The organism is Veillonella sp. ACP1 (assembly GCF_000286635.1).
Taxonomy (GTDB): domain Bacteria; phylum Bacillota; class Negativicutes; order Veillonellales; family Veillonellaceae; genus Veillonella; species Veillonella atypica.
The window spans coordinates 1-12,640 of the sequence record NZ_ALKL01000021.1; the positions used below are offsets into that span (position 1 = coordinate 1).

At 41.0% G+C, this 12,640-nt stretch carries 11 protein-coding genes; 1 reads left to right on the forward strand and 10 read right to left on the reverse strand.

Going from position 1 to position 12,640, the window contains the following annotated elements; translation table 11 throughout:
* Together HMPREF1151_RS07550 and HMPREF1151_RS07555 are read right to left on the reverse strand one after the other, a co-directional pair.
* The coding region (locus HMPREF1151_RS07550; RefSeq protein ID WP_009661655.1) for an ISL3 family transposase at positions 1–1,104 on the reverse strand (1,104 nt) is incomplete at its 3' end.
* 238 nt (positions 1,105–1,342) lie between these two features.
* The gene (locus tag HMPREF1151_RS07555) at positions 1,343–2,557 is read right to left on the reverse strand and encodes an inverse autotransporter beta-barrel domain-containing protein (protein ID WP_009661639.1); all 1,215 of its coding nucleotides are present in this window, start codon (positions 2,555–2,557) and stop codon (positions 1,343–1,345) included.
* Between the two features lie 147 nt (positions 2,558–2,704).
* On the opposite strand from HMPREF1151_RS07555, the gene HMPREF1151_RS07560 reads away from it, so the two are divergent.
* On the forward strand, positions 2,705–3,322 hold the full coding sequence (locus tag HMPREF1151_RS07560) for a DUF2939 domain-containing protein (RefSeq protein ID WP_009661631.1): 618 nt from the start codon (positions 2,705–2,707) through the stop codon (positions 3,320–3,322).
* Between the two features lie 159 nt (positions 3,323–3,481).
* Here the strand turns inward: HMPREF1151_RS07560 and HMPREF1151_RS07565 are convergent, their stop codons facing one another.
* The 8 genes from HMPREF1151_RS07565 to purD form a co-directional block, all read right to left on the reverse strand.
* Positions 3,482–3,859, reverse strand: a complete 378-nt coding sequence (locus HMPREF1151_RS07565; protein ID WP_009661638.1) for a PaaI family thioesterase — start codon at positions 3,857–3,859, stop codon at positions 3,482–3,484.
* Complete coding sequence (gene menC, locus HMPREF1151_RS07570; protein WP_009661647.1) at positions 3,856–4,998, reverse strand: o-succinylbenzoate synthase; 1,143 nt, start codon at positions 4,996–4,998, stop codon at positions 3,856–3,858. The genes HMPREF1151_RS07565 and menC overlap by 4 nt, the downstream gene beginning before the upstream one ends.
* Complete coding sequence (menE, locus tag HMPREF1151_RS07575; RefSeq protein ID WP_009661644.1) at positions 4,991–6,418, reverse strand: o-succinylbenzoate--CoA ligase; 1,428 nt, start codon at positions 6,416–6,418, stop codon at positions 4,991–4,993. Before menE ends, menC begins: the two co-directional genes overlap by 8 nt.
* Positions 6,419–6,547: 129 nt before the next feature.
* The gene (gene menB, locus HMPREF1151_RS07580; RefSeq protein ID WP_005377688.1) at positions 6,548–7,390 is read right to left on the reverse strand and encodes a 1,4-dihydroxy-2-naphthoyl-CoA synthase; all 843 of its coding nucleotides are present in this window, start codon (positions 7,388–7,390) and stop codon (positions 6,548–6,550) included.
* Between the two features lie 5 nt (positions 7,391–7,395).
* Positions 7,396–8,256, reverse strand: a complete 861-nt coding sequence (menH, locus tag HMPREF1151_RS07585) for a 2-succinyl-6-hydroxy-2,4-cyclohexadiene-1-carboxylate synthase (RefSeq protein ID WP_009661659.1) — start codon at positions 8,254–8,256, stop codon at positions 7,396–7,398.
* Positions 8,253–9,992 (reverse strand): 2-succinyl-5-enolpyruvyl-6-hydroxy-3-cyclohexene-1-carboxylic-acid synthase, encoded by a 1,740-nt coding sequence (gene menD / locus HMPREF1151_RS07590; RefSeq protein WP_009661633.1) that lies wholly within the window; start codon positions 9,990–9,992, stop codon positions 8,253–8,255. The genes menH and menD overlap by 4 nt, the downstream gene beginning before the upstream one ends.
* 70 nt (positions 9,993–10,062) lie before the next feature.
* Positions 10,063–11,205, reverse strand: coding sequence for an isochorismate synthase (locus tag HMPREF1151_RS07595; protein ID WP_009661658.1), 1,143 nt, complete (start codon positions 11,203–11,205; stop codon positions 10,063–10,065).
* A 171-nt stretch (positions 11,206–11,376) separates the two neighbouring features.
* Complete coding sequence (purD, locus tag HMPREF1151_RS07600) at positions 11,377–12,639, reverse strand: phosphoribosylamine--glycine ligase (protein ID WP_009661627.1); 1,263 nt, start codon at positions 12,637–12,639, stop codon at positions 11,377–11,379.
* Position 12,640: the final 1 nt, after the last annotated feature.

The window sequence follows — 12,640 nt, forward strand, 5'->3', positions numbered from 1 at the left end:
AATTTTGTTGTTAGTTCCTTCTGTGTATCCATTAGAATATGGAAGTAAGAATGCATTAGTTAATTGCGTCATCCATGCAGGAAATGATGTAAAGAAGTTATTAAATTCATTTAAGCCAGATGCTTTTACTAATTCCAACCAATGCGTTAAATGTGCAGCTATTCTTTGTTTACCATAGATTGAAAAGATTTTTCTAAAAGAAAGTTTTAAAGCATATGCTTTTCGTAAATCATCAGATATTCTAAGTATTTCACATAGTTTAATATGTTCGGCTTCCGTTAAATGGTCTGGATGCTTCATTAGTACACGTCGATTCTGTTTTAACATACGTGAATAAGCAGCCAGTTTATGTTGCTCACGCTTTCTAACTCGCTCTACCGCCCAATCTACAAGTCGACATACATGGTATCGATCACAGATAATATGCGCATGTGGAAATAGCGCCTCCATGATGCGCTTAAATTGTATGGACATATCCATTACAATAAACTTAACTTGTAGGCGATCCTTATGTTTAAATGATGCAAAATAGTGGATTAATGCTTGCGTATCACGTTTCGGTAAAATATCTAATATTTCATGTGTATCTGGATTAGTTAAATTAACTTGGTATTGGTAGCCTTCTGCATTTCCTTTAAACTCATCAATACCAATCACAGTGGGTAAGGTCTTGGGCTTAGGTATAGTGATCATAGAGCAATAACGTAATACTGTAGTAATAGATGTATCACACTCGTTAGCAATAGCTGTATAGGTTACACTTTCAGTAAGTTTATCAAATAGCATTCTAATATTAGTTACACTTAGTTGCATATGTTTTCGTACAAATGGATTGCTTTCAGCAAAAGAATGACCACAATGCGGACAAATATACCGACGCTGTCTGTATTTTCCAATTAGTGGACCTCGTTGTACTTTTCCAAACTTTACAGTACGTATGCGGTAATCCTTAATATGCTTTGTGGTTTCTCCACACTTTGGGCAAATATGTGATGTTGCTGGTAATTCTATGTCAAAAATAAATACTCCGTCTAATTCATAGCTATTTGTAATATATTCTTGTTTTACATTATGTAAAAATTCAGTATAATCAGTAGTAGGCATATAAGCTCACATCCTTTCTTTAGGACTTTGACACTTTTATTGTAAAGCATGTGAGCCTTATATGCTTATTTTTTTGCAAAAAAATAATGTTGGAAGTGACACCGTAGTGGTGTCACCCCAACATTTATTATAGAGCCTAAAATTGGCACCTAGATTTCTATAAGGAAACCTTAGGTGCCAATTCAAATATAATTATATGAAATTGTTGATTATAGCATTTCTACCAGCATGATACTGATTATCGATGATCCCAAGGACCATCACGCAAATCTTGTTCCCAATAGTACTCAACCTTCATATCACTGCGTTTAACCTTGTCGAACATCTTAGAACGTGCCGAAGTCATCACATTTTCGCTATGCTTACCACCAAAGTACGCATATTTAGACTTACCTAAGGTATACATAACAGATACATACGGTTCTACAGAACTAATATTACTTTTACCAATTCCTAAATCTACAGAAATATGAGGCGTCACATTCATTTTAGCGCCTACCTTTAATCCATGTATAGATTGCCACTTATGTTGGTCAATATAGTACATCACTTCTGGATGCTCTCCTGGAGCTTTTGTTTTCCAATGATATCCTTCCACATAACTAGATAACCAACGAGCATTCTTATAATCACGTGTATACCGTATATCAAAGCCATCCAGTACATGTTCATAAGAATAACGAGGTGTTCTTCGAATACCATTAGGTGGTGAACTTAAGCTATCATGGAAGTCTATTGCCCGTGGTACTTGACGCAAAGGTGTGTTAATGTCATAAGGCCCCACCGTTTTTTCTGATAGTCCATGGTAAACATTGACACTAATCGTATTTAGACCAGCTACATATTCTAATCCTGCACTAACACGAGAAAATTTATCCTTAAATGCATAGTCATAGAATACATTGGCGCCGACGTAGGCATGCTCATGTGTACTAAGGCGACGATAGCCAACACCAGCAGTACCGACAACACCAAGCGTATCATGTTCTACTACTTCACCTTTATCAATATAGGTACCTTGACCGTCAATTCTTCCAAAATCTGAATCCGAACCATTCCAATATGTAGTAGTGGAAACTTTTTCGCCACCATTACCATCTAAGCGCCCCTGTACAAAAACCATAGATTTATCATATTTCTTTATAGGTTGCAATGTTTCTATAAAATACTTTGCGTTCATTTTCTGCTTAGAGTTATGATTACGATAATGGAATCGTGTATCATAGCTTAGATTATTATCAGTCATTTGTTTATTAGGCATTGCATAATCATGATAAGAATCTTTATGAGTACCTTGTACCCCAATACCAATATCCGTACGATCCATCCAGCTACTTTGTTCAGTATCCCCAGCTTTTACATCAGTATTCACATCTGCAGCCATCGTTCCCACACTTAGACTGCACATAAAAGCTCCACAAACAAGAGCTTTCAGTATTAATTTGTCTTTCATTTCTAACTCCTCTCTTACACATTCATTCCAATAATGAATATAAGATGAACATACTTTATTATACATATAATCTAAAGCGCTGACAACTATAGAGAAGGAAAAATTTATGTGTTAAAATATATGTATTATATACATCGGAGCAACATTATGAAATCAAAAGCATTAACAATAGCAATCATTATTGCCATCATAGCCGCACTGAGCGCTATGTGGTATTTCTTATGGTACATTCCTCATACACCAGCCTATACGTTCCAAACTATCCGAGAAGCCGTAGAAAATAAAGATGCGGACACGGTATTGGAGCACATCGATACAACATCATTAGTAAAAAACATCGTCACCCGTGAGGGCAACACCTATGTGGATACATCCTCACCTCTAGGCAAGGCCGCTGTGGCAGCAACGAAAACATTCGGCCCAGCCCTTCTTGATGATGTAATTCGTAAATATGTAGAAGATCCGGATGGTTTCAAATCGACAAATAGTAGTGATTCCAATACTGAAAGCGAAGATACATCCAATACCTTCTCTATGGTAGACCGCATCCAACGGGGTGAATTATTTAAACAACGCCATTTAGAGATTAAAAATATTACCTCTGAAGATGATGGCAACACCGCTACAGTAACCGTAACGATTCACAACACAAAAACAAACCAAACAGCTCCCATCCGAGTACTTATGAAGCACATCGGTGATGGAACTTGGGCTATCTATGATATCCCAGATATCGAAGCACTCTATAAAATCACAAGAAAATAAAGACCTCTTTATGTATCTCAATACGAATAGAGGCTAATGACAGAAAAATCCGACTTTGGCCCTGCGAAGCCCGAAGGGCGTAGACAGACCCGGCCGGTGGAGGATTTTTCTGTTATTGGCCTCTACATACATATTTGATACGAAAGAGGTCTTTTTTTCTTATCGATTTTTAGGTACTATCGCACAAGTTACAGTAACCTGAGATATCAAACGGTTGCTTTCATCATACATATCAAAGCGCCAAACGTGAGATGTTTTCCCTTGTAAGAGTAGCTGTCCTCTAGCAATCAAATTGCCTTCTGCCTTCATAGGGCGCATATGATTGGCGGTTACCGATTGTCCTACAGCAAATTGATCATCCCGAATCAGTTGATTGCTGAGCATACCCGATAAAATTTCGCCAAAGGCCAAAGTAGCGCCACCATTGAGATAGCCTTGTGGTTGCGCGTGATAACTAGTTAAATGCATCACCCCTTGCCCGCTGGTAGGCCCTGTTAACTCAACACAATCGATTTGTAATGCTTCTATCATTGTCATAGTGTTCGTTTCTCCACTGTATATTCCTCAATACGATTATCCAATACATCGACGCCAAGACCATTGCCATTAGGCACTTGCATGACCCCATCGGTAAATAAAATTTCTGGGTCGATAAGATCATGTTCAAAATAGCGATTAGAATTGGATAAATCCCCTGCCATATAAGCATCACCTAAGGCAGCTAGCTGAACATGTAATATCTTTGAGATACCTGATTCAACCATACTGCCAATCCAGTATGGAATACCTGCTTCGCGGCACCGTAAAATAGCAGCACGCGTCTGTATTAAGCCCCCAAGTCGTCCTACTTTTACATTAAGCACATCGATTAATCTATGCTCGATTGCATAAGACAAATCATCATAGGACAAGATTGACTCATCTAGACAAATAAGACTTGTAATCGGCCAATTAGGCAACGATTCCTTCCACGCTTTATAGGTAATCAGATTCGTCATGCTAAAGGGTTCCTCTATGCAGAGCAAATGCAAATCATTATAAGCAGCCACCATATCTAATTGATCATAGGTATAACTTTGGTTAGCATCAACGGCTAAGGCTAACTTTGGATAGGCTTCACGTACAAGTCGTGTCCGTTCATAACCATCACGAGGCGATACCTTGAGTTTAATTCGTTTGCAACCATTAGATACATGCTGTTCCACGATGTCCAATACTTTATCCATGGGCACGTCACCAATGACGATGCCGTTTAAAATGGTAGGTTCCAAGGACTGCCCCATAATATACGACACAGAATTCACGCCTTTTCGGTTGCAGTCCAAATTAATTAATGCATTTTCAAGGCCTGCTATCGTCATGGGCATATTATCGCGTTTTAACCAAAATTGCAACTGACGAATGTATGCCATCAATGGTTTTGGCCGCATCAAGCGCAACTCTAAGATGTAGGTATCTACCAATTGTTTCCATCCGGAGTCAACGGTTTCTGGTGTATAAAACGGATCTGTGAAAGCCACACATTCCCCGTAGCCAACATAGCCTTGTTGGTCCTCGATACGAATGATAATACTTTCACGAACACGAACAGCGCCCTTAGCGGTTTTAAATTCAAATTTTAGCGGTAATGCTACACGATATGTCGTTATAGATTTAAAGTTCAATACATCATTCATGAGAACCTCCATTGGTCTCAGCCATATCGAGATAGGAGGCCAACGATTTACGCACAATTTTACCCGTCCCATTACGTGGCAATGCATCCATAATCGTAATGTATTTAGGCACCTTGTATTTGGCTAGCTTACTAGAAATATAGTCTCGCACGACCATTTCCAAATTGGAACCTAATGCATCTATATCCTCAAAGGCAAGGAATAATGCTGGCACCTGTCCCCATTTCGCATCAGGCACAGGGATAACAGCACATTCCTTCACCCCTTGCATGGCATACACGGTATCTTCAATTTCCTTTGGATAGATATTTTCGCCTCCAGAAATAATCAAATCTGTACGGCGATTTAAAATGTATAAAAAACCATCTTCATCGACATAACCCATATCATCGGTATTAAAATCGCCATGAATCGGTTCGCGATTGATATAGCCACTCATGACCATGGGGCCATTCAAATGGATTTCCCCTACTCCATCCGCATCGGGATTCACAATATGCACGGTCATACCTGGCAAAGGTTTACCTACCGAATCTAGTTTGTTTAGATTGAATAATACAGGCATGGTCACGCTTTGACTAAAGGTTTCTGTCATACCATAGGTTTTATAAATCGGTAACTGCTTTGCTACACACGCATCAACTAGAGGTCGCGGTATAAATTCCCCGCCCAATAAGATGACCCGCAATTGATGGTGAGTAATGCGCGGTTCCAAATTCTTTAAAATAGTAGGCACCAAAGACATCATATTAATGCGCCCATCATGAATATATTGCAGTACTTGTTCTTCGTCATAGGATTCCATAATGGTCATAGCTGTACCATTATACAAAGACCGCATCAAAATAGATAATCCACTTACATGAAACAACGGCAATACCATAAGCCAATTATCCTGTTCAGTTCTGCCTAGCACCTCTTGTGATGCTTGTACATGAGCCTTAATTTGGCCCCATCGAAGTGGCACCGATTTAAACTGTCCCGTTGTAGCACTGGTATTCATAATAGCAGCAATGTCATTGTCATCCACGGTCCAGCCAAAGATATCCTTTACCTCATCATGTAACATAACGCCCATGGATTCGAGTTCAATAGCCTTTACAAATTTTGGTACTTGTTCACGTCGTTTAGCGCTGTGTAACACAGTTGTAATATGTAGCTGACACAACTGATTTTCTATTTCACCCACTGTAAGATGAACATTTAATAAAAGTACCTCTTTACGGACTAGCATAGCGGCCAAGAGATAAACGGCCATCATTACGGAGTTATCCGATACTATAGCGATGCGTGTATCTGGCAATGCTTGTAATCGCGTTGCCACGTGCACAACAGCACTATATATGTCGCGATAGGTATATTCATTTATACATTTACGATTCGGATAGTGCTGTCTTCCATATCGTAACCATTCCATCATCTCACCTCATAGCTAACCATAATACTATAAAACATATACGTATAAGAAAGGCGCCTCATATAGAGGCGCACTGCACTTATTATGTAAAAGGTTCATGTCCATACATAAGGACTGATAACCATATTCCTATTAAGGGAATTTAGGGAATTGTTTGAAGTCTGGTTTGCGTTTTTCTTTGAACGCATCACGACCCTCTTTAGCTTCATCTGTTGTATAGTACATCAACGTTGCATCCCCTGCAAATTGTTGTAACCCTGCAAGACCATCTGTATCTGCGTTGAAGGATGCTTTCAACATGCGCAATGCCATTGGGGACAATGCCAAAATTTCATTACACCATTGAACCGTTTCTTCTTCCAATTTGTCAAATGGTACCACGCAGTTAACCATGCCCATTTCATAAGCTTGAGCAGCCGTATATTGACGGCAAAGGAACCATACTTCACGAGCGCGTTTGTGACCAATCATGCGCGCTAAATAACCAGCGCCATAACCAGCATCGAAGGAGCCTACGCGAGGACCTGTTTGACCGAATTTCGCATTTTCAGAAGCGATGGTAAGGTCACATACGATGTGCAATACATGGCCACCACCGATAGCAAAACCATTTACCATAGCGATAACAGGTTTTGGAATGATGCGGATTAAATGTTGCAAATCAAGTACGTTAAGACGAGGGATATTGTCATCGCCTACATAGCCGCCATTGCCACGCACGCGTTGGTCACCACCAGAGCAGAATGCTTCTTTATCTTCGCCTTGGCCGTGGTTGGCACCAGTCAAGATAATAACGCCGATTTCTGCATCGTCGCGAGCGATTGTGAATGCATCAATAAGCTCGATTACGGTTTTAGGGCGAAATGCGTTTCGCACTTCTGGGCGATTAATCGTGATTTTTGCAATACCATTATAGGTTTCGTAAATTACATCTTCATAATTACGATCCAATACTTTCCAATCAAATTTGCTCATGGATGTTACCTTTCCTTATATAAAAAATCTGCTAAGGCCGTCATAAACGAGCCCGGCTTTTCTAAATGTACATTATGTCCCGCCCCATTGACGATGACATGGTCACAGTTTGGTAAATTACTAAACCGCTCTTCTCCTATTGTAGTATATTTTGTATCTAACGCGCCACTAATATATAGAGATGGCATAGATAATTCTTGTAATCGATGGCCTACATAAGGCATAACGCCCTGTCCTGAGCCGCGCAACGTAGCTGCTAATGCATAAGGACTATTGTGTGCACGACGTTGAAACAACTTGTCATGTACAATTGGTGAAAGCTGGCTTTGGCTTTCAAAAATAGAGATTTCCGACCATTTAGTGGCAAACCAATGCCCATCATTATCCTCTATATCTGATGCCAATTGATCATCTGATTCTTTACGCGCTCGCCGTTCTGCATCAGATTCAATGCCAACAGAACCACTTTCTAAAATGAGGTTTTCAATTTCTGAACCATAGTCAAGAGCGTAAATCAATGCTAATCGTGCCCCCATGGAGTATCCCATGAGCGAGTAACTTTCACCTGCGACGGCGGAAATTACTGTATGCAAATCACGGAGCATGGTAGGGATAGAAAAGGCACTCTCATCCTCTGGAATATCCGAATCGCCATGACCAATCGTATCGATACGGATAAGCTGATAGCCCGGTACGACGATGCCATCCCAAGTGTATCCAGACTCAGAAAAACCATGTAGGCACACAAGAGGTTTTCCAGCGCCAGCCAATGTAACACCATATCGATATTCACCAAGATCGACATACATGCGAAGTGCTGGATTATATATGGAGTTATCTATAATACTGCAAGCATATTGGCTCATAGTCGGTCCTCCTTGTTTGTAGGAATCGTCGTATATAGCTTATGTAATTCCCGACTTCGTTCTTTAGATGTGGGGATTTCAATGACATGAACACCTGCTGATCCTACATAGTTTTGTAACGCATTTTGCAATTCATCATTATTGGCAACACGTACAAAGTCGATACCATATAGTGTAGCAAGGCCACTATAGTCTAGACCTTGTGCGGTGCTAAATAAGTAATCAAAATGCGGAGTTCCCTTTTGCGGCAAATATTCAAAAATGCCTCCTCCATCATTATTGTGAACAATGATGGTTAAATTTAACGGATGCGTTTTCGCCACAGCAAGACCATTTAAATCGTGAAAGAATGTTAAATCCCCCGTAAGCAATACGGTAGGAACGCCATTAGTAGCTAAGCCGAGGGCCGTCGAAACGGTACCATCAATACCGTTAACGCCACGGTTACCGTAGATGGTAGCGTCATGGCGATTACCAGCCCAAAAATAATCCATATCTCGAATGCTCATACTATTGGCAACTACAATTTGACTATGTTGTGGTAACAGTTCTTGTAAGAGATGAATTGTACGTCCTTCAAATAGTTCCTGTTCTTGACCTACTGTATCGAGTTGTTTACGCCCCACTGCATCTACGTCAATCCATGTAGATAGATAGTTATTACCATCTGTATCTAAGTTCTCATCAATACCGTCTGTACAGTCATTATGTTCCATTGAATGAAGCTCCGGAATCTGTGTGTTCAATGCCTCTACTAAGCCTTGTGGTGTCGATTGTACGAAGAGCGTTGTATTCCCTGCGGGATTCGTGTAATCCATAGTTGGACTAACAGAAATGATAGCCCTATCCTTCATGGATGCCACCCACTGCTGAACGCGTTTAGATACGACCATCTGACCAATTTGCAAAATGCAATCTGGTTGTAATACGTCACGATACGCTTCTTGCGTCAGTACTGCATCGTAGGATGTGATGACCCGTTCATCACGAACGCTACGCATATTAGATAAGGGATCGCCTAAAATTGGCGCATTGAACATATAGGATAAAGTAAGAATAGCCTCTATGTCATCAGGATTAGCACTTGGGCCAGCTAACATAAGCACCTTTTTATTCTTAAGAAGGTCATATATAGCACGCACATCGCTTGGTTGAATCGTTCCACTCACAACAGAAAATGGAAGTCGTCCACATTCAAAATGCTTTCGATCTAACTTCGGTACTAACGGTTCAAAGAGTGGTACATTGATATGCACTGGTCCCCGTTTCACATCCATAGCCTTCATGTAGGCCTTCCGAGCTACTAAGCGTGGATACGTATAGTAATGGTCCTGTTGTGGTACAGCTAATTCTTCGTAATAATTAACGGCTGTTCCGAATAGTTTTTGTTGGTCCACCGTTTGTGGAGCCCCTACATGTTGCAATGTATGAGGTCGATCGGCGGACAAAATAATCAAGGGTACACCGCTATATTGTGCTTCTAGTACAGCCGGCATATAATGGGCCACCGCTGAACCCGATGTGCACACGAGAATTACAGGCTTGCTATGGGCTTTAGCAACGCCTAACGACATGAACCCCGCAGACCGTTCATCAATATTCATATAGGTTTCAAAAGCACCATGTTCACGAAATAACATGGCCATCGTTGTAGAGCGAGAACCAGGGCTAAACACGGCATGCGTGATGCCTAATTGGGCGAACTCATCTACCAAGGTAGCGATATATTCATTCATGTAATTTCTCCGTAATCTAGATGAGGTACATAGTCCTCATCATAGTTATTTCGCACTAGTTCTATACCATTTATAAAGCATCTAGTATAGTACGCATTTTATTATTCGTTTCTATATACTCTTCATCCGCATCGGAATCAGCAACTACACCACATCCAGCATACGCATACAGAACATTGTCCATAATGAGTGCTGATCGAATGGCAACAACAATGATGCCATCCCCCATATCCTTCATAAAGCCAAACGGAGCGGCATACATACCACGCTCGTGTGCTTCATATTGTTGTAGTAAGGCCAACGCCTTATCTCTTGGTTCTCCCCCAAGTGCTGGTGTAGGATGTAATAACTTCGCCCATTCAATGAGCGACTTTGTGCTATCCTTGGCCGTTATGATGGTTCTCAAATGATAGAGATGGGCAAGCTCCATAATCTCTGTTTTACCAACAGAAACATCTTGAGTGACCTCGTTCATTGTATGTACAATACGATCTCGAACGATATTGTGTTCAAACAGATTTTTCTCGTCTGTTAATAACTGTTCCTTGGTCCATGCATGAGGTCCATCCTTTGGCGCTGTTCCAGCTAGTGCATAACTAAGGATTTCATCACCACGATGACGCACCAAAATTTCTGGAGAAGCTCCCACAAAGGTACGGCCATCCTTTTCATAGCCAAAGATAAAACAGTTCGGATTATTTTCAACCAAGTTTGCCAAGATACTCGCCACATTAAACGGTGTATCACTTGTAAATTGCACCTCACGAGATGCAACCACCTTTGTCATCTCCCCACGACTAATGCCATCCGAAATAGCATTCATCAAATTATCCCAATCAGATTTATCATCACTAGTTTCATGGAAATCATGACGAATATGAGGCACTTCCATGTCTTCGATGCTAACGCTTTCACCAGCATACAAATAAAAGGATTCCCCATTTTCTACGATATAGTAATGGGTAAATGCAATCATTTCATGCCCCATGCCTGACCATTTTGGGTCCTTTGATGTGTCAAAAAAAGTATCCCCATAAAACACGTACGCATAATTATGGCGGTCCTCGTCATCTTTAACTGTGGCTAGACGTTTAGCGCCTACAACAATACGATCACTTTGCCGATCCACCCAAAAAACGCGTTCCTCGTTGGGGAAATTAAGCCAAAAGGCTACGGGACTATTCAGTTGTAACGGTTCTTTATTATAAATCATAATGGTATATCGCTATTACAAAGAAAACAGACTCTATTACAGCACCGAATGTCATCTACATTGGTGTTTCTATGTATATCGATATTATTATATCACGGGTACCTGCTAAATTATAGGCAATAAAAATCCCCTACACCATATGCATACACATATAGTATAGGGGATTATGTATTATTTGAAAGCTTTTGCACCAATATCCTTACGATATTGCATACCCTTAAAGGTAATATGATCTACGCGCTCATAGGCACGGTCTAAAGCAGTTCGTAGGTCCTTACCAAGTCCTACAACACCAAGAACACGACCTCCATTTGTAACATAATGGTCACCTTCTAACCTCGTGCCAGAATGGAAGATGATGGATGTATCATATTGTACGAGTTCACCTAAGATGACATCACCTTTAGATGAGGTTTCTGGGTAGCCCTTTGAAGCGAGAATAACGCAGGCAGCAGAAGAGTCTTTCCACTTCACCATATTGGACTGCAATGTACCAGTAGCACAGGCCATCATAATTTGGCCTAAATCACCATCTAACAAAGGCAATACAACTTGTGTTTCTGGGTCGCCAAAGCGCGCATTAAATTCTACCACCTTAGGACCTTCATTGGTAATCATAAGGCCTGCATAGAGGCACCCCACATATGGCATACCTTCTTTTGCCATAGCTGCTACCATAGGCTCTAAAATAGTCTTCATCGCTTCGTCTCGCAATGCTTCGGTTAACACAGGTGCTGGTGCATAAGTTCCCATACCACCCGTATTAGGACCCTTATCGCCATCAAAAATGCGTTTATGGTCTTGAGACGCAATCATAGGAACCACGGTTTTACCATCTACAAAGGCAAGGAGGCTCGCTTCTTCACCTTCCATGAATTCCTCAATAACAACGGTGCTACCAGCTTCACCAAAGCGGTTACCACTGAGCATATCATCAACGGCTGCATTGGCTTCGTCAATGGTCATGGCCACAACAACACCCTTGCCGGCCGCTAAACCATCTGCTTTTACCACAATAGGTGCTCCTGTTTTAGCGATGAATTGTTTCGCTTCATCTGCATCGGAGAATACGCCATACGCAGCAGTTGGGATATTGTATTTTTTCATAAGGTCTTTAGCAAACACCTTGGATCCTTCTAGTTGAGCTGCCGCTTTAGATGGTCCGAACACAGGAATTCCCGCATCATTCAACACATCTGCAAGACCTGCCACAAGAGGCGCTTCAGGACCTACAACAACAAGGTCCACCTTATTATCTTTCAAAAAACGAATAAGATGATCCGTATGAGACCAATCGATGCCCACTAATTCTGCACAATTTTTCATAGCCGCACTGCCAGGAACGGCGTATACCTTTTCTACACTCGGACTGATGGATAAACGCCAAGCAATTGCATGTTCACGGCCACCATTTCCGATTACGCAAACCTTCATA